Annotated in this window: 22 protein-coding genes; 10 read left to right on the top strand and 12 right to left on the bottom strand. The window is 38.9% G+C overall.

All coding sequences use genetic code 11. The features are described 5' to 3' along the window. Window positions 1–130 precede the first annotated feature (130 nt). The gene (locus tag AB1Z56_RS09780; protein WP_426791921.1) at window positions 131–1,015 is read left to right on the top strand and encodes an alpha/beta fold hydrolase; all 885 of its coding nucleotides are present in this window, start codon (window positions 131–133) and stop codon (window positions 1,013–1,015) included. A 70-nt stretch (window positions 1,016–1,085) separates the two neighbouring features. Here the strand turns inward: AB1Z56_RS09780 and AB1Z56_RS09775 are convergent, their stop codons facing one another. The 9 genes from AB1Z56_RS09775 to AB1Z56_RS09735 form a co-directional block, all read right to left on the bottom strand. Continuing rightward, window positions 1,086–1,472, bottom strand: coding sequence for a YchJ family protein (locus AB1Z56_RS09775; RefSeq protein ID WP_426791920.1), 387 nt, complete (start codon window positions 1,470–1,472; stop codon window positions 1,086–1,088). 10 nt (window positions 1,473–1,482) lie between these two features. Next, window positions 1,483–2,295 carry a methionine ABC transporter substrate-binding lipoprotein MetQ gene (metQ, locus tag AB1Z56_RS09770; protein ID WP_309367047.1) on the bottom strand — a complete coding sequence of 271 codons (813 nt, stop codon included), beginning with the start codon at window positions 2,293–2,295 and terminating at the stop codon, window positions 1,483–1,485. 15 nt (window positions 2,296–2,310) lie between these two features. Beyond that, window positions 2,311–2,964, bottom strand: coding sequence for a methionine ABC transporter permease MetI (gene metI / locus AB1Z56_RS09765; RefSeq protein WP_309367045.1), 654 nt, complete (start codon window positions 2,962–2,964; stop codon window positions 2,311–2,313). Beyond that, on the bottom strand, window positions 2,957–3,976 hold the full coding sequence (locus AB1Z56_RS09760) for a methionine ABC transporter ATP-binding protein (RefSeq protein WP_309367044.1): 1,020 nt from the start codon (window positions 3,974–3,976) through the stop codon (window positions 2,957–2,959). The genes metI and AB1Z56_RS09760 overlap by 8 nt, the downstream gene beginning before the upstream one ends. Before the next feature lie 190 nt (window positions 3,977–4,166). Next, window positions 4,167–5,027: a fumarylacetoacetate hydrolase family protein gene (locus tag AB1Z56_RS09755; protein WP_309367043.1), complete on the bottom strand. Its 861-nt coding sequence runs from the start codon at window positions 5,025–5,027 to the stop codon at window positions 4,167–4,169. Between the two features lie 58 nt (window positions 5,028–5,085). Continuing rightward, window positions 5,086–6,018 (bottom strand): TIGR01777 family oxidoreductase, encoded by a 933-nt coding sequence (locus AB1Z56_RS09750; protein ID WP_426791919.1) that lies wholly within the window; start codon window positions 6,016–6,018, stop codon window positions 5,086–5,088. Between the two features lie 181 nt (window positions 6,019–6,199). Further along, on the bottom strand, window positions 6,200–7,036 hold the full coding sequence (locus tag AB1Z56_RS09745; protein ID WP_426791918.1) for a DUF3347 domain-containing protein: 837 nt from the start codon (window positions 7,034–7,036) through the stop codon (window positions 6,200–6,202). Window positions 7,037–7,622: 586 nt separating this feature from the next. Then, window positions 7,623–10,001, bottom strand: coding sequence for a hypothetical protein (locus tag AB1Z56_RS09740; protein WP_426791917.1), 2,379 nt, complete (start codon window positions 9,999–10,001; stop codon window positions 7,623–7,625). A 52-nt stretch (window positions 10,002–10,053) separates the two neighbouring features. Continuing rightward, on the bottom strand, window positions 10,054–10,926 hold the full coding sequence (locus AB1Z56_RS09735) for a hypothetical protein (RefSeq protein WP_426791916.1): 873 nt from the start codon (window positions 10,924–10,926) through the stop codon (window positions 10,054–10,056). Window positions 10,927–11,613: 687 nt separating this feature from the next. On the opposite strand from AB1Z56_RS09735, the gene AB1Z56_RS09730 reads away from it, so the two are divergent. Continuing rightward, a complete protein-coding gene (locus tag AB1Z56_RS09730; RefSeq protein ID WP_426791915.1) occupies window positions 11,614–13,350 on the top strand; it encodes a hypothetical protein in 1,737 nt (578 codons plus the stop codon). Window positions 13,351–13,464: 114 nt separating this feature from the next. Here AB1Z56_RS09730 and AB1Z56_RS09725 read toward each other — a convergent pair whose 3' ends face one another. Beyond that, window positions 13,465–13,632, bottom strand: coding sequence for a hypothetical protein (locus tag AB1Z56_RS09725; RefSeq protein WP_426791914.1), 168 nt, complete (start codon window positions 13,630–13,632; stop codon window positions 13,465–13,467). A 448-nt stretch (window positions 13,633–14,080) separates the two neighbouring features. Then, window positions 14,081–14,884: an AraC family transcriptional regulator gene (locus AB1Z56_RS09720; protein WP_426791913.1), complete on the bottom strand. Its 804-nt coding sequence runs from the start codon at window positions 14,882–14,884 to the stop codon at window positions 14,081–14,083. Between the two features lie 722 nt (window positions 14,885–15,606). On the opposite strand from AB1Z56_RS09720, the gene AB1Z56_RS09715 reads away from it, so the two are divergent. The 4 genes from AB1Z56_RS09715 to AB1Z56_RS09700 all read left to right on the top strand — a co-directional run bounded on the left by AB1Z56_RS09715 (window position 15,607) and on the right by AB1Z56_RS09700 (window position 18,839). Then, entirely contained in the window at window positions 15,607–16,485 is an 879-nt protein-coding gene (locus AB1Z56_RS09715; RefSeq protein WP_426791912.1) for a helix-turn-helix domain-containing protein, read from the top strand. 22 nt (window positions 16,486–16,507) lie between these two features. Then, window positions 16,508–17,164, top strand: a complete 657-nt coding sequence (locus AB1Z56_RS09710; protein ID WP_426791911.1) for a hypothetical protein — start codon at window positions 16,508–16,510, stop codon at window positions 17,162–17,164. A gap of 71 nt (window positions 17,165–17,235) precedes the next feature. After that, the gene (locus AB1Z56_RS09705; RefSeq protein WP_426791910.1) at window positions 17,236–18,123 is read left to right on the top strand and encodes a hypothetical protein; all 888 of its coding nucleotides are present in this window, start codon (window positions 17,236–17,238) and stop codon (window positions 18,121–18,123) included. A 296-nt stretch (window positions 18,124–18,419) separates the two neighbouring features. Beyond that, window positions 18,420–18,839 (top strand): hypothetical protein, encoded by a 420-nt coding sequence (locus AB1Z56_RS09700; RefSeq protein ID WP_426791909.1) that lies wholly within the window; start codon window positions 18,420–18,422, stop codon window positions 18,837–18,839. On the opposite strand, the gene AB1Z56_RS09695 is transcribed toward AB1Z56_RS09700, so the two are convergent. Next, window positions 18,833–19,723 (bottom strand): MBL fold metallo-hydrolase, encoded by an 891-nt coding sequence (locus AB1Z56_RS09695; protein ID WP_426791908.1) that lies wholly within the window; start codon window positions 19,721–19,723, stop codon window positions 18,833–18,835. The genes AB1Z56_RS09700 and AB1Z56_RS09695 overlap by 7 nt on opposite strands. A 375-nt stretch (window positions 19,724–20,098) precedes the next feature. Between AB1Z56_RS09695 and AB1Z56_RS09690 the strand changes: the two genes are divergently transcribed. The 4 genes from AB1Z56_RS09690 (at window position 20,099) to AB1Z56_RS09675 (ending at window position 24,009) form a co-directional block, all read left to right on the top strand. Further along, window positions 20,099–20,596 carry a nuclear transport factor 2 family protein gene (locus tag AB1Z56_RS09690; RefSeq protein ID WP_426791907.1) on the top strand — a complete coding sequence of 166 codons (498 nt, stop codon included), beginning with the start codon at window positions 20,099–20,101 and terminating at the stop codon, window positions 20,594–20,596. Between the two features lie 343 nt (window positions 20,597–20,939). Then, entirely contained in the window at window positions 20,940–21,692 is a 753-nt protein-coding gene (locus tag AB1Z56_RS09685; RefSeq protein ID WP_426791906.1) for an SDR family NAD(P)-dependent oxidoreductase, read from the top strand. 284 nt (window positions 21,693–21,976) lie between these two features. Next, window positions 21,977–22,183, top strand: coding sequence for a hypothetical protein (locus tag AB1Z56_RS09680; protein WP_426791905.1), 207 nt, complete (start codon window positions 21,977–21,979; stop codon window positions 22,181–22,183). A gap of 14 nt (window positions 22,184–22,197) precedes the next feature. Continuing rightward, window positions 22,198–24,009, top strand: a complete 1,812-nt coding sequence (locus tag AB1Z56_RS09675) for a hypothetical protein (RefSeq protein WP_426791904.1) — start codon at window positions 22,198–22,200, stop codon at window positions 24,007–24,009. Window positions 24,010–24,084: the final 75 nt, after the last annotated feature.

The raw sequence follows: 24,084 nt of genomic DNA, 5'->3' as shown, positions 1-24,084 counted from the left end.
CATGTTGATGATTTTGCTACGCCTATTTATTATATTTAGCGCTGTAAATACCGTTCTTTGAACCAAATAGAACTTTAAACCAAATCCGTACAGGGAAATGAGACGATCTATATTTTATTTTTTTTGTGTAATGATTACGATCAATATGGCATTTGCTCAAACAAAGATGACTGCTGTCGATCGTGATTCATCCGCTTATATTGAAACCCAGGATGGAGTCAAACTTTTTGCGAAGTCTGCCGGAAATGGACCGGTTTGTATTTTCGTTCATGGTGGTCCAGGCGCGTGGAGCAAGTCCTTTGAGGAGATGGGCGGGCGTGGTCTTGAAAAGCGGCTAAGGATGGTGTATTTGGACCAGCGAGGTTGTGGAAGATCTGAAGTATCGGCTAGTGGAAATTATTCGTTAGATCGCATGGTTGAAGACATTGAAGCTATTCGTCATGCCCAAGGGGTTGAAAGAATCTATCTATTGGCGCATTCCTTCGGGGGGGTAATCGCTGTAAATTATGCGAAAAAATATCCAGAACATTTGTTTGGTTTAATTTTGGCAAACTCGACTTTGGATCTTAATAGTTCATTGGAAGATCAGATAGGGTATGTTAACCAATTAATCCACAGTAACTTCAAGATTGCAGCCAAGGATTCAATCTTGTCCACTTTTTCGTTAGCAAGGCGAGCACTTTCAGCGAAGGATTTGAGCTATAAAATGCTCTCTGACGATAAGAAAACGGTCGATAAACTAGATCATATCGATGAGAGTCCTGATCGAACTTATGATTTTGGGAAACATGTATGGGATTATAAAATCTATTGCGAAGATTTTAGGCCAGAAACAAAAGAGATTAAAGTGCCAGTTTTGGTCATTGCGGGTAAAAAGGATTATGCTATTGGGGTGGATCACTACCGAAAGTTTCAATTTCCGCACCAAAGGACTGTGCTCATCGAAGGTGGGCATGTCTTGTATTACGAGCAAAATAAAGCCTTTGTTGATGCTATATTTTCTTTTATAAAATAAAAAGATGCTTGCAAGCTGTTGTTGACGGCCTGATATCCTTTACAATAGCTTGCAAGTAAAATATTTTATATCAACGTCCGTCAACGTAGTACCATAAATCACCTTGTTTTTTGAAAGTAGACTTTTCATGGTGAATTTGAACTTCCATCTTCGGGTCCAGATAATGTGCTTCAAACTCGACTGTGTGGAATGTAGATTTCAGGATCGAGAGTTGCATCCATTTATTCTCCCGCGCCCATTGTCCGATTGCCTGTTTATTTTGGAGCCGTCGTGTTGAGGGATGAAACGTATCGTATAGGAAATCAATCTGTTGTGCCACAAAGGCACTATAGCGTGCGCGCATCAACGCCTCCGCTGTGGTCGCATTGGTATGGGAAAGATGTATTTGCTGGCAGCATTCGCTATAGGTATTACCGGAGCCACAAGGGCATAATTGACCTGATTGTATCACTTGCATGTGCTAAATTTTACCAGCCTTTAATTGCACCATTTTTGAAGACCTTCTTTGCGGTAGCTTCTACTTCTGGTGATTGATATGCTTGAATAAACTGTTGGACTTTCTCATCGTTTTTATTATCTGAGCGGGCAACGATTAGATTGACATAGGGAGATTCTTTATCCTCTGTGAATAAACCTTGTTTTTCTGGATCCAATCCAGCTTGAGACGCGAAACTGTTATTGATGATAGCAATTGTAACTTGGGGATCATCCAAGACACGGGGTAACTGTGGTGCTTCCATCTCAATGATTTTGACCTGTTTAGGATTGCTGACAATATCTGTTACTTTAGGTTGGATACCTACATTTTCTTTTAGGCCGATAATTCCCTCGCGTTGGAGAAGCAAAAGTGAGCGCCCCCCATTGGTAGGATCATTTGGGATGGCAATAGTGGCTCCGGGCTGTAATTCGGTGATAGTTTTGATTTTCTTTGAATAAGCAACGATAGGAAATACAAATGTGTTTCCGACGATGGTTAGTTTGGTGAAACCGCGTTGTTTGGATTGTTCTTGTAGATAGGGCTGATGCTGGAATACGTTTACGTCGATATCACCTTGATTTAAGGCTTCATTAGGCACAACGTAGTCGTTGAAGGCCACTAACTCCACATCGAGATTGAACTTTTCTTTTGCAACTTTCTTAGCCGTTTCTGCTAGCTCCTTTTCGGGGCCAGTCACAACACCGACTTTAAGGATATTCTCTTTCTTTTCCCTGTTATTGCATGCTACAATCGATACGAGACTGAAAGCTAAGATTGCAAATGCATAGTTCAATTTTTTCATATGATATAATTTATGTTAACGATGGTTTACTTTTTTTGAGATGTAATCTCCCGTATATTGTAACAGGAATACGATTAAAATTAATAAAATTAGAACAGAATTCATGATAAAAGTGTCATATCCTACATAACCATACTGATAACCAATCTGTCCCAATCCACCAGCACCTACGGCACCACCCATTGCAGAGTAACCAACAAGTGTGATCAGTGTAATTGTAGCATTGTTTACTAGCGAGGGGAGCGCCTCAGGAAGTAATACTTTGAAAATCACCTGTTGGGCATTTGCGCCCATTGCTCTTGAGGCTTCGATTAGGCCATTTGGAATTTCCAAAAGACTATTTTCTACTAGCCTTGCAATAAACGGGGCCGCACCTATACTCAAAGGAACCAATGCCGCGGACATGCCTATTGATGTTCCCACAATATTACGCGTAAACGGAATCATCCATACAATGAGTATAATAAATGGGATAGACCTAAAGACATTAACTATCAAGGAAACAAGTTGGTGCATGCCTTTGTTTTCCAGTAGTTGATGTTTTCGGGTTAAGAACAGGTATATTCCAAGTGGGAGACCTAGTACAAAACCAAAGAAACCAGACAGGAACGTCATGGTCAGGGTTTCTAATGTCCCTGATAGTAGAAGATTAAATACCTGATCAGACATAGCCTAATATTTTAGTTTGTGAATGCTTTTCTTTTAAGAACGATAGACTATGCGTTACATTTTCTTTTTCACCCGATAGTTCGGCCAATATAACACCAAATTTCATTTCGCCAATATAATCTATTTGAGCGGTAATGATGTTTGTCTTGACTTGATATTGTTGTTCCAAATGCTGTATAAATGAGATAGATTCTTCATTTGAAGTTAGATAGATTTCTACGAGTGGGTTTCCATCGCTTTTCAAGCGTTCCTGCAAACTTAGTGGAATGTCTACTTCAAGTGAAGATTGAATAAAGTTTTTGGTTGTTGCTTCTTGTGGATTAGCGAATATTGTTTCTACTGGGCCAGCTTCGATCAATTTTCCATGGTCCAATACGGCAACCTGATCGCAAATACTTTTTATAACATCCATCTCGTGAGTAATCAACAATATCGTAAGGTCAAGCTGCTTATTGATTTTTTTTAGCAGTTTGAGTATGGATTTTGTCGTTGCTGGGTCTAAGGCACTTGTGGCCTCATCGCAAAGTAGAATGTAAGGGTCATTGGCTAATGCACGCGCGATGGCAACACGTTGTTTTTGGCCTCCGGAGAGATTTGCGGGGTACACGTCGGCTTTGTCTTCCAACCCGACCAAATGCAATAGTTCCAACACTTTTCGGCTGATAAATTCTTTCGATTTACCTTCAAGTTCAAGCGGGAAGGATATGTTCCCATAGACTGTTCGTGATGATAGTAAATTGAAATGTTGGAAAATCATACCAATTTTTCTTCTTTTCAACATAAGACCACTGGAAGACAGTGACATCAAGTCGTCATTTTCTATAATTACTTGACCACTGTCTGGTCTTTCCAAAAGGTTGACGCAACGGATCAAAGTACTTTTTCCGGCTCCGGAAGCCCCTATTACACCAAAAATTTCACCTTTTGCAATAGACAGTGAGATGTCTTTTAAAGCATCGATGCGTACGGCTTTTACCTCAAAAGATTTGGATATGTTGTTTAGTTGAATCATTGACCCTATGGGTATTTAGCTATATTTAGAAAAATGGATGATGTTGCTATAAATGTACACAAATGCCGGGGATAAAATAAATTAAATTAACGTATGGCGGCAGAGGCAGTGTAGATGTTCTTTGTCTGTAAGTGATAGAAAGTGGGTTCTTTCAGACTGAAAAGAATGAAAGAACCCATATATATGTTTTTTATAACGCTTGATAAGCTGAAATCACTTGTTTTGCAGATCCAAGTCCATCGATGCCATATTCGATGACATCGCCATCTTTCAGGAATCTTTGTGGGGATTTGCCCATGCCAGATCCTGCAGGTGATCCTGTAGAAATGATGTCGCCTGGAAGTAAGCTCATAAAGTGACTTAAATAAGAAATCAATTTGGGCACACGATAGATAAAATCACTTGTATTACCATCTTGCATGATTTCACCATTGAGTTTAAGCCATATTTTCAAATTATCAATATCTGTGATTTCATCCTTGGTTGCTATAAACGGACCAATAGGAGCGAAAGTGTCGCATCCTTTACCTTTGTCCCAGGTTCCGCCACGCTCGATCTGAAATTCACGCTCTGTAACGTCATTGTGTAGCACATAGCCAAACACATGGTCCAAAGCTTCTTCTTCAGTAACATAAGAAGCTTTTTTTCCAATTACAATGGCAAATTCGGTTTCCCAATCAGATTTTACAGAGAACTTCGGAAGGGTGATTCCATCAAAAGGGCCATTGAACGCAGATACAGATTTCATAAAGACAATAGGCTCTGAAGCTTGTTGCAATTTGGTTTCTTTGACGTGATCATCGAAATTAAGCCCTACACAAAGGATTTTGGAAGGGGCTTCCAATGGCGTACCGATACGCTCGTCGTCAGCGATCTCTTTAAGCGTGTCGCCTTTTTCAATTATATATGCTTGAAGTTTTTCTAAATTTGCAATATCCGCAAAGAAATCGCGGTTATATTGAAAATTTCCTTCTGAAACATCGTATTTCTTTTCGTTTAAAATGACTCCCGCTTTTTCGGAGCCCTTTGCGCCATATCTAAAAATCTTCATAAGCCGCAAATATACGGATTTTGTCCCAAAAAGGGCGGAAATTAACGGGAATTAACAATTAATCAATATGTAAATTATCTATACAATTATTGTCCAAAAGGGGATATTTAAAAGGGAATTTTTCATGTACTATCTTTTTGTTGCTTACCCAAGTGCCATTGAGCACCATTTCTTGCCCTTTTTTTCCAAGCATAAATTTAATCAAAAATGCCGGGATGGGTAGGGGAATATAGAATGGACCGTATTTACGTTTGGCTATTCTTTTTACAAACTCCGTGAGGGGAAGCGGTTCGGATGAACAGGCATTATAAATCCCGGCTAAGGTATCATTTTGTATGCCAAAAAGGAGCATCCGACAGAGATCATCCATATGGATCCAACTGAGTATCTGTTTACCAGAGCCTAATATCGGGATTGAACGAAAGGGTAGGAAGCGGCTGATTTCTTTGAGTAGGCCTTGATCTTTGCTGATAACTACCCCAAATCGGAAGACAATGAGTCTTTTTCCCAATGTTTCGATAGGTTTTACACTTCCTTCCCAGAGGTTGCATACCCAGGATAGAAAATTTCCGCCTTGTGGATCCCCTTCTTCAAAAGGTTTTTTTTGGTATTGATCGTCTGTTCCATACCATCCTATGGCGGAGGCCGATATGACTGCTTTTACCTGATTTGGTATTTGCTTTAGGCTTTGGTAGAGTAGCTGTCCGCTTTCTACCCGGCTGGTGATAATTTCCTGTTGATAGGACTTTGTCCAGCGTTTGGCGTTCAGGTTGGCACCCACCAGATTGATGATATAATCGGCTTCTTGAATTGATTTCGTATCAATTATTTGTTTGCTGGGATCCCAATGTATGTAACGGACATTGGGTTGTGTGGGGTGGGATTTGGGATTTCTGGTAAAAATAATAACTTCATAGAAATTGGCAACCAATAGTTTTGTCAAATGAAGACCTATGGCTCCAGCACCGCCTGTAATAATCACTTTTTCCATGAATTGAATCTTGCTTTTATAATAAACTCATCTCGTCATCTGAGCCAATCTATTCCTGTTGATACTAAATATACCATTTTGGTTTAAAAAAGTTGATTATTGCAGTCGCAATTATAAAAAAAAAAGGTTTATCTTATTGCTAGATAAACCTTTATCAGATGAAATTAAGTGGAAATATCCGTTAAAGTGTCTGAACAGTACTGCCACATGTCAGCATCTGCATACCATAATAGGGATTTTTGATCTCTTTATCACGACTTAACCAAGTGCCACCTTTACCTTTATTGAACATTGGGCACTTTTGATAATAAACGGAAAAAGAAGGCTTGGAGCTTTTGGACAAACTATAGATGTCTTCAGACAGCACAGCGAAGGCTTCTCGCTGTTTATGGAGGTCCTTTGCGTCTTGCAGATTCTTTGCAGCAGCTTTAAGCGATGTCATTTTTGTTTTCCAGATGTCTTGTTCCACTTCCGTTAAATTAGCGACTTTTACTTTGCTGATTGCATCGGAAAGATGATTTGCTAAGCCTGCTGCTTGTTTGCTGTCAGCAGTAACAAGTGCATCTTTATGCAGAAAGTATTGGTCATAGATTTGCTGAAAGTTGGTTCGATTGCTGTTGTTATCAGTTGAAACTGCTAATGGGCTTTCTGCGTCCTTAGCAGCATCTGAAGCAGAAGGAACTAAATTCCTTTCGTATTGGCAACAAGCATGGAGTTTTGTGTAAGCTTCTTCGGAGGCCAAATATTTTTCATTGTCATAGCCTGCTCCAGCAATATTTTTCAGTACTGCATCCAAGGAAGTTTTCTTACTATCATAGGATATCGTCGCTGTCTGATTGTCTTCGTTCCAGTCTACTTTAGCATGAGCTGAGGTTCCCGCATTTTCTATTGTTTTTTTGCACATACCGCAGTTCCCTGCGATCTTGACATTGCTGTTCGTCGTGTTGATGTCTTGTGCACGGTTTGTTAAAGAGGAGAGCACAAGTACCCCTGTTATGATATAATGATGGATTTTCATAGTATTGAAATGAAAGAATAAATAAAAATAAGTAATCAAAAATGATGGGTATTCAATCAGCTTATTTTGGGCGGTACCCAGGGACAGTAATATCCACCTGAAACAAATACGGGCACTATTGATTTATAGTTTTTTTTGATTGCAATGGCACAAATTTTAGGGCTTGGCTCAGGCGGATTGTAAATCGCCAAAATAGTGCAACCATAAGCACATTGGCAATTACAATTTTTACCTCGTTTATGGTGTTTGCAGATGGCTTTTTTAGCGGATTTAGATTTCGCGCAGCAAAGTTCTTTTGTGTGAGCAGCTGTCTTATGCCCGGCGTCAGATGCAGCGTTATCCTTCTGATGGCAAGCGAAAGCGGCAGACGTACTCATTAAAAAGCCGAAGGTTAAAAGGATCAATATAAATCGCTGAATCGCCATATCTATCCAAAGATAGCTTTTTTGCGAATTATCTGCTTTCTATTTATTTTTTTTACGTATCCATCGCTTTTTATTTGTTCCCTATTAGCTGGTTCTTGAAAAAGCCAGCTAATAGGGAACGAAGTATGGGGGATTTTATTGGTTTGAAAGCAATGGAACTGTTAAAATTTAAAGCCAGAAAAGAAGCCTGGTTTTTTCCATGTCCGTTTGTATTCGTCAGCCAAGGGCGAGTGATCCGAGTAGGCAAGGACTTCATCCAGCAGGCTGTGTGCTTTTTTTAGATTTGCATTTTTGTAGGTAGCAAGAGCCTCTGCTAACCTGACCGATTCGACATCGTCGTCATAACCCCAGTCATATTGTGAGTAAATGCTATTAAAAACGTTGGTATATTTATTTAGTTCGTGGATAGCGCCGTTTTCAGCCAAAAGTTCAATCCCGAATTTTAACCAAAGCACGTAATCATTGGGTTCCATAATGGACTGGACCCAATTGTCATAGGTTTGGAAGGTTTCTATACCCGCATCAAATTCCTTCATATAATAATGGCTTTTGATGATTAAGTAGAGTGTCTTCGCTTTGTCGAAACTATCTATGATAAATTCCCTTTTATTTTTAAGGTATTTTTGAGCAGCGGCGTTCATGGCTTTATAGTTGCTTTGCTCATTGTGCAGTTGCATCAGCACATATTGAGGCTGTGCTTCATGTGGATATTTCTGTGCCATGTCTTGGTAATAGGAGATACGCTGCTCCAAGTTATCCTGTTCGATCATGTGATAGATTATACCCTCAATAGCATTCTTGGTGGCTTCGAAATCGCGATAATGATAATCATCCAAATTGGGATTATTAATATAGAATCGATAGACAAACTCCAGCAATTGCTGAGCTCTGGATTGAATATCCACTGAGCGTTCCAGGTGATATTCGACATCGATTTGATGCATAAGCATACGGTAGCAGGGAGGAAAGATAACTGGTTCGGTATTTTCATCTTCCTGATCTTCTTCGACGGCAAATTCTGACTGTTCAAGGGTGGCTTCTAATGAAATTTGATAGGCATCAAAGTACTGTTGCAGTACATCCTCCAGCCGCACATAGTCTTCCAATGCTGACATGGCATCGGCCCGGGTGAAGTGAAGCTCTTCAAAGTTCGAATAGTTTAATCCTTCAGTAGCAATCGTGTAGCAGGATTCCAAGTCGCCGGCTTCTTTATACGCTAATGCTAAATTATTGCAATTCATGGCCCTGTTGTGGCTGCCACCAAAATAGTCACTTTCGTATTTATCTTCTTCAAAGTAATCGTTAAATGCAGCATAAGCCTGGCGGTAGAGCCCGAGGACAAGCGTTTGCAATGCCGATTGGTTAGCAGCAGTCAAATTGTCCAAAGAATGAACAAAATCGGAGAGGATAACAGCTTCATTATAGCATTCCCGTGGAAGATCCCTGAAAAGGGGAATCTGATCATAAACTACAGCATTGGTTTTATGGCTACATTCGACCAAACGTCGCCACGATGTGACATTCCATTGCCTTTCGCCTACCATTTGGAGATGTGGAATCGCAGCAGCATATTGCCCCTCATCATAGAGATATGCAGCTGCAAAATGATAACCAGCATAAGATCCCGGATATTCGTCTATCAATTTAAGTGCATGCAAATAGTAATAATCAAGTGGGATTCCGATTTCCTCTGAATAATTCCGCTCAATGATGAGCTGATAATAGAAAACTTCAGGGTTTTCATAGCCCTCAGCAATCAACTCTTCAAACCTTGCATGCCATTTGACAAGCTCTTGGTGAATATGTACAGCAGAGTTTTCTCCTTTGATAAGCTTAAGTAGAATCTGAAGAGCTAGGTCGATCGCTTTGTTTTCATAAGCAATTTCAGCAAGATCTACATAATTCATTTCGTTGCTGCTGATGAAGTGTTTGAAATCCGCTTCAATTAAACTTGACACGTTGGTTTCATTGATCTGCTTTGTACGGTCCAGCAGGTATATTTTCTTTATCCAAAAGATCGAGAAATTATGATCCGATGTTTCGCGCTCATGTTTAAAGGCTTCTTTAACGAAATTGATTCCCGCCTCTAAAGCCGGTAGCATCGAAGTATCATCTTGAAGCCCTTCATAGATGTTAGTTAGATAATTGTAGCCATATCCGCTCATATTGGGCGACGCGATTAGTTTTTTCGCATAGTCGATGAATTGAGCTTTATTCGTTTCTGTAATATGTCGTTTTGGATAACCAATTTGTGCTAACGTTGCTTGATTATCAAGTACATAATTTAGGATATGATAGAGGGTCGTTTCATTTTCAGGTTCGATTGTCAATGCTTTCTGAAAATAGGGGATCATTTTTTCTTGAATGATATCAAAAATAGCTTCGTGGCCCTCATAAAAAACCTGATCGTGGTAAGCGATGGCAAGATACGTCCAGAGCATAACGTCTTGGTCGTTTTGTTTCAGTTGATTTTCCCCTTCAATGATAAATAGATCTAATTGCCCGCTATAGAACAAATCATATATATTTTTCTCGTCCATTTGTCAATTCTTATTTTTTAATAGTGCAATATGTTAAAATTGATGGAAAGTACTAGTTGGCCGTTGGCAGCTTTTCAAAGCCAGTACCGTTCCATTGGAATTCTTCTTTCTTTTTAGTAACCTTGAAATTTGGATATTCTGCATTATCGTCGATAACTTCTCCTTCTTCGATGTATTTATAGATAATCTGGTTATTTTTTCCATGTTCCGAAGGGAAAAGAATCTTTTCATCATAATAGAAAACACCCGCATCACTCACGGAGTATCGACTTGGGAGACTAACAAGCTGCTGTCCTGTCCAGGCAACATAGTTGTATTCGGAAGGAATTCCACAAGCTTCTCCTAGAAATTCTATGCGAATGATCTGTTTAACATTTTGGAGTCCCATTGCTGGCAGCAATTTGCTTTGGGAAAATGTTTGTTCCGAATAGGCGAAAGGAAATGACTTTTCTGCCTGCAAATTCCCGTTCGCATCCAGTAGTTTTACAACAGTTGAGAAACGATCCGGTTCCTGCTCATTGGTACTTTTCAAAAAACGTTCGAAACCATAGATATATTGTGAGCCATCGGCAGCGGTTTGCTTTCCCAATGCCAATAGCCCGAGCCAAATAAATCCAGTCTTTTTAGCGTTGCCATCAGAATAACTTATCTCATGCCAGGGGGCATAGAAATTTTTTATGGTATTTCCTTTGAGTGGGGAGCTATTGATAGTAACTATATTTCCTAAGGATAAGGAGTCTACAATGGGGGCATTAAGCTTAGGTTGAGTACGAATATAGGCTTTGGTGGCAAAAACAGTTGCCTGCTGACCTTTTTGTATATTCCATAAGTTGAAATTATCGTCAAATCTTACGTTTTCCTGTGCTGCCGAATAAAGAGGGCTAAGTGTCAGGAGTATCATATAACATCCAATTAATTTTCTCATTTTCCACTGTTCTTTCCTGCAAAAATAAACGAATATGCTGACAAGCCTTATCACTGGTTTCAGGTATTTTTTGTTGGATCTATATATCGATATGAAAAAATAGCAGGATGATAAGCAGGGGTGACTTTGGTATTTCATAAAAGGATTTTACTTGATCGATCGACATCATCCGAAGTTGAATATAACTAATTTTAGTTATATTTATGATTTTGAGAATATACTTGTAACCCTAAAATGATGCGAATAGATAATAGCAGTCCACTTATATTGGAAACAGGTAAATATATTAGTTTTTCATTCCAGGCTTGTTGATCTTGAAAATCAAAGCTCTCGTATATATAGCGTAATTGCGTTATTCTAATACGAGATCAATGTGTCGGCCCTTCATCCTTTCTTTTTATACTGAGCGAAGAGACTTATTGATATCATATAAGAGAGCTTTCGTATAAATCTCGAAACGAATGAAATAATATTGAAAACGCTTTGCTGTTTTTGTCCTATCAGAGGAATGATTTGATCCCGTAACTTCGTTTAGTCTTTAAGAGGGTACTGGCTCTTTTAGTTTATGGTTGTCCAATGCGGTTTCTGTATTTAAAGAGCCACATTTTATGCAGCTCTTAATTAAATCTTGCCGAAGGATTGTGGAGGATGGAAATACCTTTTATTGCAATTTACAAAAATAGTAATATGGGAAAACCTGCCTTAAAATTTGGTCATAGCAGTAAGGAAAGAGTGCTTTCTGATATGGATGTCATGCGTCAAGAACCCTGTTCGAAGGATAACGTATTTTTATCGAAGGGGGGAGGGATCGGCCCGGGATGGGAGTATAATTCGCTGAGTGCAACCGGAAGTGATCGGTTGCTCTCTTTCCGCAAGTACGAAATCAAGGAGCCTTCGGAGTTTAAATCCGAGATATCTGAACCGGTGATCTGTCTGAGTATACGTTGTGGGTACAAAGGTAAGATAGGATTCCCTGAAGGCTTATCTGATCCCTATTTTGAAGAAAGGGAAAATTTTCTTTTCTGGAGATGTGAACGTAAAGTCGAGCGTTATCTATCTAAAGGAGAACATGTTCAGGTCGATCTTTTCATTCGCCCCGAAGCACTTTATCATTTGGAGCATATTGAGGTTATCAAGGCCATTATTGAACAGTCAACCTTAGGAGAACACTATTTATTTGAGCTTGGACGTGATGGAAGAGTAGATAGTTTTTTATTGGAATTTCTAAATGAGCTGGAGGAAAAACCACCGGCGACTGCACGTTTTAGTTATCTCTGTGATTGCTTGCTGCTATTATATCTGGGCGAAACGATCGATGCTTTATCATTTCCGGCAGCTAAAGGCGGGGAAATATTGGAATCTATAAAAAATGTAGGTACACAGAGACACTTTTTACCGACCTATGCGCAACATGAGATAATAATGGATCTGCAAGGCAAGAGCAACGAGAAACTAGTACAGAAGTTTTGGTCTTGTTATGCCTTGGTCGATAAAAAGAAGGCTGTTTGGGAACGTGAGATCGCCTTAGCAAAGGAAGTAAGAAAATGTACAGATGCAATATTGGGAGATGCAAAAAAAGAACTCGCTAAGCTGTATATTAAAATTGCAGCGATTCTTCAGGAGGCTTTGGATAAATTTGAGATTGATAAAAAAGAGCAAAATATAATTCACAGGTCGATATTGCGTGCATTTAAATTATCATTTCGTTTGCTGCGTCCAGATAACGAAGATTTAGCCTTTTATTATAGCTGCATTGGGGATCCTTTTTCCTTTGATGATGAAGAGTTCAATTTAGTTAGTGATGTCGAGTTCGCCTTATATGATTCTGTTCCCGCATATTTTGTTATTCCAAACAATATGAGCGAATATCGCGCATGTTACAATCAAACGACTTTTGGTGATAATTTTAAGAAGTATGGAATTGTCGGACAAGAAGCTATTTCGATAGAAGTGACCCAATTATATAGTAATCTTATGGAGCATTTCTTAGATTCGTTAGATTTCGGTGAGGACATGGGAATCCCTACAAACGAGATTGTTATGGAACTTGATTCGGCCTATGAGTCAGACGACTTAATTAGCCTGTTGCAAATTGAAATTGAGCATTTTGCAGGGGACAGAAGATATATCGAATCTCAGGAAGATGACAGATTGAAATGGTTTATTGTTGCGTTGTGCGCAGCTGATGATATGCTAGATGCTGCACTAGATGATCTAAAAATGGACAGCAAATACGAAAATCTTCAAAAATATCACGCATTGAGGAAAAATATGAGGCGGTTTAAAAATACGATCGAAAAACAACGTTCATGTATAAACAATAGGTTGACACTTCTTGAGATAAAGCTTAGAGCGGTATCTGACACACCATCTTTTGAACACATAAGTGACCTCGCTACGACTATTTTATCCTTAAAGAAATAAACAGTCGGTGTTATAGATACCGGTATAGGGAAGAGGAGTTTGCAATATGAAACAGGCAAAAACGGCTGCTCATTATGCAACCGTTTTTGTAATTTAAATTAAAAATGGACTTGTTTATGATCCCCATCCACCTCCATCTCCATTTCCACCTCCGCCACCGGCATTTCCGCTGCCGCCACCTGTCGTATCGCCGGCAGATCCAGCTGCAATGCCTTCTTCCATTTTTACTTCAAAATGTTCTATTAATGGTGCAATGTAGGATTGTTTCATTTTTTCTTTCATTTACGTACTTTATTATAGATCCCTAAAAATATGTATCAGCCCGTTTTAAAATTTTATAGATTACCTGGTGATGAGCTGAGGCAAAATTATGAATCACTAATGAAATATCTGTTGCTGTAATTATTCATTCGGTTTACTAATTTATCTTTTATCATGCTGAGTTGAAAACGGGAATAGGTTCAAGTGTGGCTAGTATTTAATAGTATTTTTTAATTTTCTACTTGTTGAAAAAGCTGGCTCGCGATTACATTTTTTAGGCAGTGACAGATCATCCTATCATTGTCTGTTGCCTTATGTGGTTATTGTGTTTGTTTTCACCGTAAACGGATGAGCACTATTTCTACGCTGGGAACTGGAGATCGATAGTAAGCTAAAATAACCGGCAAAAGAAAGGGTCAATTAAATTGCTGGCAGGTAAGCGTGTAGATACGATTAGGAGTAAATTTATTTACTCCCGATAATTCATGGGTGAATAACCACTTTGTTTCTTGAAAAAGACAGAAAATGTAGAGATTGACTTGAAACCTAAATCAAAAGCAATTTCTTTGATGATTTTATCGGTGAATCGCAACTGTTGCTTGGCTTCCTGCATGATTCTTTGATTGATCATTTCTGAGGCGCTGATGTTCAGATTTTTCTGACAGAGCACATTTAGATAATTAGCACTGATGCTAAGCTGATCTGCATACCAGCTGGTGGTCCTATGTTCAGTATAATGTGTGTTTATCAGGTTCCAGAAATTCTTTACAATAGGATTTAATTTTGCGGATAATGTAGCGTCTATGTAACGCTCGGCTTCATACTTCATGAGCGTAGATAAGCTATCCATGCGTTTCAGCACTAGTTTGTGCCATTCTTTGTTGAAATCAAACAGTTCCAGGGCACTTTTTATACCCTTCATTTCATGGTCGACAGCGTCAAATATCATGCTGTCAATCTTAAATACGGGGGGCAAATTGTGTCTGATAAATCGGAATTCCTCTATGCTGGAGAATTCTTCGAAAATGAGTTTTCCGACTGTGATCTTTTGCGCAACAGTTTCTGGGCCGGTTTCCCAATGATGGTGTTGTCCCGGAAAGAGAAAATGCAGCTGATTTTTACCGATTGAATGCTGTTTTCCGTCAATGTAATGGATGCCGCTGCCATCCAAGAATAGTACGATTAAAAAGTAAGTACATTTTGTAGTTTTATTGAATGAGTTCTCTCCTTCAATTACGTCGTATACAACGCCGTCATCAGCAAGTGTTTTCATAGGTGATTCAAAAGTAATCTAACTTCTTGGATTATATTACAATCATCAGGCCGAAATTCTTTTTTGTCTATTGATTTTTATGATTGTTTTATTTTGTGTTTTTTCTAAGTTCTAAAAGCTATTTCGATATGTATTTACTTCAAAAAATAGGTTTCTAGGCTATTTCACAATGTTTTGCATTTTAAGCTTTACATGTTGCTTGTTGCAAATGTCATTAAAAAGGGGAATTTGTTGCTATAAATACGAAAAGTAATGGAATAATTTTATAAAGTATATCTATAAAATCAATCACTTCTTTGCAGGATTAATTTTGTTTTTTCATAAAGAATCAAGCTGTCAATTTGGACGACTGGATCGTATTTCTGAAGAGATTGAGCCACTTTGTCAGAAGTTAAACACATATAAAAATGCCTATTCATTATGGCGGCGGTGACTTAAAGATTGCCTTGGATACATGTAAGTAGCTCTGCTTTGATGCGGTCTTTTCTTCTTGAAAGTTGGTGAAATAAGAAATCGTTTATCAAAATCATGTATATGCTTTCTCAAATCATTCATTTCGTTTCAATCGCTTTGAGAATCGATAAATTCAATGTTATTTTACCCTCTACGAAGAATTTTTGCCTTTCGCATTGGCTACTACGAAATATTTTTCTTATTGATACGGATATGATTTTAAATGCGAATTAGAGGCGGAAAATTCCATTTGCTACAAATAATTGATTATGGGAAAAAAGAAATATTATCAAAAGGAGCTTTTCGGAGATTTTCAGGAATTAAAAGGCTCGGTAGAAGATATTCTATACTTCAAAACCGAACGTCAGATGTATAGAAAGGATCCTATTGGTCTTGATTTTTTTTCATTTTTATTGTTTGAAACAGGAAGTGGAACACATACTATTGATGGATTTATCCACCACATCAATGGAAAACAGCTGCATATGATCTTTCCTGGACAAGTGCATAGTTGGGATATTTGGGTTGGTACAAAGGTACATACTATTTTTGTGTCAAGTAAACTATTTAAAGCATTTGAGAATTATTTTATTTACCCGGTAGAGTATTATAAAAAGAACCCCGTGGTAAAACTGTCACGCCGGAATTTTCATGAGATATTGGGCGAATTTAAGGGCATTGATAGGGAACTGGATTGCACACGCGGAATGAAGGAGATTATCTTTTCAAAATTTAGGATTATCTCGTTGATGTTCAACCGTGAAGTTCTTGGGAAACTGGAGCGAAAAAAGAATAGTAAGCTCGAACCTATTCTCACACGTTTTTCGATGTTGCTTCTAGCGTTTAGCCGTGAGCAGCGTTCAGTTAAATATTATGCAGATAGACTGGGGGTCTCGGCTAATTATCTTAACGTTTTATGTCGAAAACATCTGGGTATGAACGCTAACGCTTTTATCGCCAAAGAGGTCGTGAATGTAATTATAGCGGAACTGCTGAGCACCGGTAAATCCGTTAAGGAAATCTCTGTAGATCTTAACTTCAATGATCTAGCGGGTTTTTCCAATTATTTTAAAAGGCATGTAGGGTTTTCACCGCGTCAGTTTTTGGAGAGTTCCGGTATAGAAGAATTGCGGGGTCAAAAAATGTAATCAAATAAAATCTGGAGAAATTATGAGGTGGATTGAGATAGAAAATGGCAGAGATAACGCAAAAGAGCGAGCTAAACTAATACTTGCCGTAATGGACATTTTGGCGATTGAAGGGCATACTGCACTAAGTAAAGAGAGGGTTCTTTTAATAGCAGGAGTAAACGAGAGCGAATTGTACAAATTTTTCGGAGAAATGGCGAATTTGAAAGAGTATTGTCAGCGAAATTTATTAAAGGATATCCGGGAAAAAAAAGTTTTATCGGTTTTTTCTTTAAAAAGTGGTCAGCAATTTGCATTCGACACTGTGGCCGTATATCTAGATGGAATTTTATTTGAGCTCTGCCGCAATTCAATATTACGCAACCTTATTTTGTGGAGTTTGGCTGAACGCGGTCCTGTTTTGGATGAGATACGACTATATTGGAAGATCCTGTTTGATGATCTTTTTGCATATGGTAGCGCATATTTTAAGAGCCCACTTATTGACTTTAAAATGTCTATACTCCAGCATATCGGCGGAATGCTCTATCTATTTTTAAGGGATAGCCTAGCAATGGATATAGATCCGGAATCCTTAGACAACTGGGAGACTATGGTTAAAGTATCTGAGCAGATGAGTATGCAGATAAAAGCCATGTTTGCCGAGGATAAGGCGTTCAAGAAAAGAGCGGGGTTCTAACAATATTTTTTGAACTTTTAAAATGGAGCTGCTCACACAAGAAAGATCGTTGGCTATAATTTGATTGAAGAATGAATACCGGTTTGCAGATAAGAGTAGAATCACAAAATGGCAAGCGAGAATTTCAGCTGCGTTTTTTTGTAGAAGAGGGCGTTGGTTTATTGACAGCACGGGACGGCGAATGTTATTTGATAAGGGATTCTGTCGAACGTTGGTATGATCTGACCCAAAAAACATACCCAAAGAAAAGGATATGCAACTGTAAAAATGATTTTTTCGAGCTTACATGCCGTAATGAAAACCAAATCGTTGAACCGAATAAATTCGACCTAATAGCGATTTGCACTAGCTGTCAAAAGGAGAGAAAAATCACTTCGATATACCTCAAAAACAGCTTTAATGATGAATTGCTAACCCTATGTAAACAACCTAGAATTAAATATAAAGTTTGGCAGTTAACAAGTTATTGGTCTCCGATGGATTTGAAAAACTTTTTGAAATTTATGGCCAGTGGTTTAAAAATGAATACTTACTGTTGGTATTACAACCATGTCGAGAAAAAAAGATATTTTGAACGGGTAGATATTTTTCAGGCGCGGCATATTATTACTAACCATACACTGTTGAATTTTTATTTCTCGGACCAAGAATTGGATACCGCCAATTTTATCAGGATAGGCGGTTATGAAGAAAATAGTAGTATGCCAGATCAAGAACCCTGGCGTAAGACAGAAGTAATCTCACTTTCGGCTCCTATCTATATGTATAGAATCGGTGTGGTTTATTTTATAGAGTATTGTCACAGGTATATTAGTAAAGGGATACTGGAGACGAAATCCAGTAGATTTGAGCGGAAGACAGTTTTACTTCGGTCCTGGCTCAAAGATAATTTTATCAGTAACAGAGGTAGCAACTGCTATGATGGTAAAGAGGTATCATCGAGATTTCACGTTTTATAAATTGTCTATCAGCTGCATCGGGGGTCTGTATATCTATCCATAATATAGCTTTATAAAGGTCTTATTCTATCGATTAAGGGAATCAAGGTTGGAATATTTGTGAGTATATACTTTGTGTGTTGATTTTGAAAACAGATGGAATAATTTGAACAAGCAATTTAAAGCATGTATTATAGCTTAAGTCCTTAAATTAGAGGAAAGTTAAAACAGATAATAACACGGTCTGATCGGAAACAGAGTTTTCACGAAACTAATGACTTTTTCAGAACCTAATCAAGGGCTAAATTTCGAAAGGTATGAATATTAGACAAATGAAGGACGTCGATACGAAATTTGTTTCGACTTTAATGTATAACATTGGGTTACGAAAGTTAGAAGTATTCTGCTATACAGTGATTCCCTTTCTTGTTAATAATACAAATGAATATCAGTTATTGGTTGAAGATGATAATTGTCACATTATAGGACTAATTGCTGTACATATTTTGCCCTTTTTAGCACTCCGAGCAGATTTTTTGTATTTAGGGCCGTTCTCTATAAAGGACTTTGCGTACGGAAACTCTTTATCTACAACTGTTCTGGAAGATATCGAATTGCGAGCTATTGTACATGGCTGCCCTAAAATGGAGCTTTACTATCGAAGCCGGAATGGAGATTTCAAAATTGTTAAATCCTGTGTTGAACTGTCCGAAAGCCTTGGACGAGATTGTCAATAGGAAATAAAGGATTTAGGAACCCAAACCCATTGTTTGCGATTCTTTATTTTACCAATAAAACCTATTCCAGGCCAAGGCATATGGGATGCGATTACGAGTGTTCCTTCTCGATGGCAACGTTCAAGAATTTTTATCCGTGTGTCAACCGCACGTTGGAAATTTATATCCCATAGCGTTCCCCAGTGTGGTTGAGAAACAAGAAGTGGCGAATGTATAAGGTCAACGAGATTGGTGATAACGCTATACTCTGACTTTACTGTACAGATAATATGTCCTGCGGTATGTCCCGGTGCTAATTCTGTATCGATACAGGAAAATAATTGATCGCCGGGTTCGAATAGCAGTAGCTTAGGACTGATGGCCTGAAGTGTTTTTTTTATCAAAGCCAGATTAGACTGCCCGAGTTCAGGATTTTTGCCTTGTGAAAAATCAGGATTATCTGACATCCAGAAATCAAATTCGGGTTTAGAAATGTAGTATGTAGCATTTGGGTAATTAGGCAAACCTTTGCTATCCAATATACCGCCAATATGGTCTCGATGTGCGTGCGTAATAATAATATCGGTGATCTGCTCGAGTGTTATACCTGCTAAATATAGGCTTCTCTTTAAATTTCCAGCATTTTTTATGTCATAATGGCCTTCGCCTGTATCAATTAGAATATACCGATTCTGCTGTTTAACTAGCATGACGATAATTGGGGCCTGGTAGTTTTTTTTCGAAAGGGAAAGCCTGTCAAGCTCCTTTTCGACTAATTGAGATGGTATGGTTGGGGCAATAACTGGCTGCCATGTTTCTACTGTAAAATAGCCGTCAGCCAAAAGTACAAGTTCGAGCGAGCCAAAAGGTATTTGAATATGGCCAGTCTTTATTAAATTCTCCATACTGGCAAAATAGAGAAACAAATTGTCAAAAATCTGTCAAGTGATGAAAATCAAAAACAATGGAATAAATAGAGAAAACATTTACGCTTTTTAAAGGCTTTGACGTGCAGTTTTAGGTAAGATATGTTGGGGATTCGCAGCGATATTCAAGAATATCCTGCCTTGTCCAAATAATCGCCATTAAAATTATTGTGTTGAATTTATAAAGCGATGGAATGTTTTTGTAAAGTAGAATTTCAAAAGAAATCATCAATTTTGATGCAATTAGGTAGCGGACAAATGTTTTGGTTGAGCATCTGTCCAAGTTTTTTCGGTAGATGGAAAAGGTGGTTCTTATCGGCCACCTTTTTTAGTTCCCATAAATTAAAAAAAGTAATGGAAAAAAGAAACAAGTGTATTTTGATTGGCTATGGATTTCTGTTAGGAGTCTTTGGTTTTGGCTGTTCATCTGGGGCTAAACCTCCTTTAATTGATAAGGATACTTCAGTAGAGGTTGTGGATGTGAAGGAAACGAACAAGAAAGTTGTGCTCGATTTTTATCAGCAGATGTTTGGGGATAAAGATACCGCTGCTGTCGACAAATACATTCTCCCAAGCTATATACAGCACAATCCGGATGTCCCCGATGGCGCCGAGGCATTTAAGTCTGCGGCAGTGAAATGGTTCAAAGGTTCTCCAAAAATCAAAATTGATGCACAACATATAGCGGCCGAGGGAGATTTGGTTTTCCTGCATGTAAGAGATAAGAATGCAAATGGTACAGTGACATCGACAATCGATATTTTTCGTCTTGAAGGTGGTAAGATTGCCGAGCATTGGGATGTACGTCAACAGGTGCCGGTACACGCAGCAAATAAGCACCCTATGTTTTAGGTTGAGCAGCCTATTGTAAGTGTAAAATTGTTATAAAAAAAGAAAGTAATCGGATGATTATGTAAATAAAGCACAATCAATTAAACTTTAAATTTGGATTACGGGTAAATTTCTGCCACTAATGGTTGTCGCTTAAGTCTTTTTACTGAAAAGGTACAATTGTTTGGTAGTTGAAACTCAGCAAACTCCTCTGGCTGCTGAGCGTCATCATTGGGCCTTCAAGGAAACAGACAATTGAGTGGTGAAGTAGGTGAAATTGGTCAGGTTGGTCCGGCAAACTGCCGGACCATTTTTAAAGATGGTCTATCCGAAGAAAATAGTAAAATACAAAAAGGAATTCGATATGAGAAGATTTGAAAACAAAGTAGCTTTTATAACCGGTGGAAACTCTGGAATTGGTAAATCAGCAGCCATCCTTATTGCTAGGGAAGGGGCAAAAGTCATGATCGTAGATATTCATGAGAACTTGGATACCTTGGATGAAATCAGGAAAGAGGGAACAGAAGCCGAATTTTTCAAATGCGATGTCTCCGATCCGGAGCAAATGAAAGCAGCCGTGGAAGCTGCGGTATCAACCTTTGGCAGTCTGGATGTCGCATTGAACAATGCTGGGATTGTAGACGCTTCACCGATCCATGAAAAGACAATCGAGGAGTGGAACCGCGTTCTGAACATAAACCTAGGCGGGATCTTTTATGGGATGAAGTATCAGATTGCGCAGATGCGAAGACAATCCACGGGTGGTTCAATCGTCAATATGGGGTCGATTATGAGTCAGGTTGCAGAGCAGGGAATTGGTGCTTATGCTTCATCAAAACATGGTTTGGTAGGATTAACCAAGGTTGCGGCATTAGAAAATGCGACAAGCGACATTCGTGTTAATGCGATCGGTCCAGGTTACATTGAGACACCGTTATTGATGGATAATAGCGCCTCTGGTAACGAATACCGTTCCTATATGGAATCAAAACATGCCATGAAGAGATTAGGACGGCCTGAAGAAATTGCTGCCGCATTTCTATTTTTGGCTTCTGACGATGCCAGTTTTTGTACTGGAGCTTACCTACCAGTTGATGGTGGTTATTTGATCCAATAGTATAAAAGTTAGATTAGACTGGTTCAGAAGGATGTTCGCGATATCGGGCATCCTTCTTTTTTACATTATAGTTTGTATAAGGTTGCTTTCTTAATTGTACCTGGTCTATTTGGTGTATTAATTTTCAGATACTCACAATCTTTTCTTTTTCTCCTAATTGTCCTGTTTTTAGTTGTTATTGTCCTAGTTTCCAGTTGCTTCTTGTTGTTAATTTTGCTCCGTATTCTACCTTGCATATCATCACACAGTGCCGCAAGAATTACTGAACAAAAAATTTAAATAGCATGAAGGAAAAAAAAGAACAATCGAAGAGCAAGCTTACATATACTGCTCCATCATTGGAAATTACGGTTATTGAAATGGAGTATGGAATCGCGGCGGGGTCTGCGAGCCTGTCGCCAGGAGATCAGGGAATGCCTAATAATCCTGGTGTCACCGACAGAAATAGTCACGGTGATATAGGCGGTGGGACAAATAGTTTTGACTTTTAAGTTTTATCATAAAAATGTATTTAGAAAAAAATAAAATGTTCTCCAAAATAGGGATAGTAAAAGTCGCGCTATTTAGTGCAGGTTTAATGGCCATAGTCGCGTGTAAAGACCATAAAGAGACTATTGGGGGAGAGGAAGAGCTAAAAGGAACAGTCTTGAAAGTCAATATTTCAGGTATTGACGAATCTGGGAAAGTATCTGCTGTTGCAAAAGTCGCCTCGACTACTACAGGTACGCATGTTTCTTCCGGTATCCGCGAAGATGAAAAGCTTGTAACAGGCGGTAATTTTGATGCACTTTTGAGCATGGATCCAGTTCCGGCGAGTGTGCTTTCTGGTAAACGGGCGGCTACGAAAACTACGGCAATCGGGGGGAGGAGTTTAAAGGCAGTTACCACACCAATGCCAACAAACTTAAAATATCGTATACTATTATATGATGAGTCAGGTTCCACTTTGCTTAATAATGTCGTGGGTACTCCGGGGACGGATCCAGCAATACAGATAGATGGTGGAAAAACATATAGATGGGTAGCGGTTTCGACCAGTGAAGGAACTGTTCCTGATCTTAGCAATGGTAAAATTGCGGCGGCTGACCTCGCGAATAAAGATGTCCTTTTTGCGACAGGTACTATTGATACCAAGACCGGTGAAAATTATCTTAATATTATCTTTGATCATAAAACGGCTCGCTATGATGTAGATATTGATACACGGGGACTTTTTGGCAGTATTAATACGTTGAAATCGATGCAATTGGGCACGGGATCGGGAGCTCAGTTCAAATCGATGTTGCTGACGGCAGATCTTGACATATTAAGTGGAACATTTGGAAACCCCGTTGCTGTTGCTGTTGAGAAAACAGCCGCCCATATCGCGAATACTGATGCGAGTACAGGAGATTTAGTAAAAACTGTTTCATTGTATACAATTCCTACAGGTACAGCGGTAACTGCCGGAACAATCTCGATTCAGCCATTCTTTTCTACGAATCTGGATCATCTGATCATGAATCTTCCGGTCACTTCAAATGAGATATCCACGAGAAACTACGGAACTGCCAATACTTATCTGACCTTCGCTAACGGTGCATTTACACCAGAAGTCGGCGGTCAATATCAACTAAAAGCGAGAATTATCGAATCTGCAATTCCTGTTGGTGGACTGGCCTGGGCACGTAGTGACCTGTGGTACGATGGTACTGCAGGACAATTGGATAAATATCGTTTTAAGGCCGATGCGGGTATTGAACCTTATGATAATGCAACTCAATCAGAGTATTGGACTTGGGTATCAACGACGCCAACAGGAACACCACTTTCAGGAGATCCGTGTGCATTGGTATACCCTGCGGGTGTGTGGCGGATGCCCAATGCAACCGAAATGAATTCTTTAACTGAAAGATCCTCTACTCAATTTATCGGTATTTCTGGATCTAATCAGGTCGATACATATAACTGGTACGCTGTCGTCAATCAGTCCTGGGCCATGGACAACGGTGCGCCATCCTACGCTGGAGAATATACAAGTTATAGCCAGCGATTGATTTTTACATTTAATGGTTACTATCCGGGTTCGACACTTACCTATTCAAGAAAACAGATCGACTCACGGAGCAACACTTCTGCAAGTGGTATTCGTACCCAACTATTTTATTGGGCTGCCGGCTACCTAAGTACCGATCATAGTAAAGGAGCGGTAATGACCCAGGCAGCAGTGTACAATTATACAAAACCATTTACATATAATCTCACGCAATTGGGCACGAGACAAATGCAAGCGCTCACACAGACTTATCGAGGAAACGTACGTTGTGTGAGAAAATAAAAATCAGAAGCGAAATTTAGGAGACAGGCACTTTTCGAAAGGAATTATGCCTGTTTTTTTTGTTTATCGATTGCT

The sequence above is a fragment of the Sphingobacterium sp. WOUb80 genome (genome assembly GCF_050058145.1).
Classification (GTDB): Bacteria; Bacteroidota; Bacteroidia; order Sphingobacteriales; family Sphingobacteriaceae; genus Sphingobacterium.
Note: the sequence above shows the minus strand (reverse complement) of the source record. Positions and strands in the feature narration are given on the sequence as shown.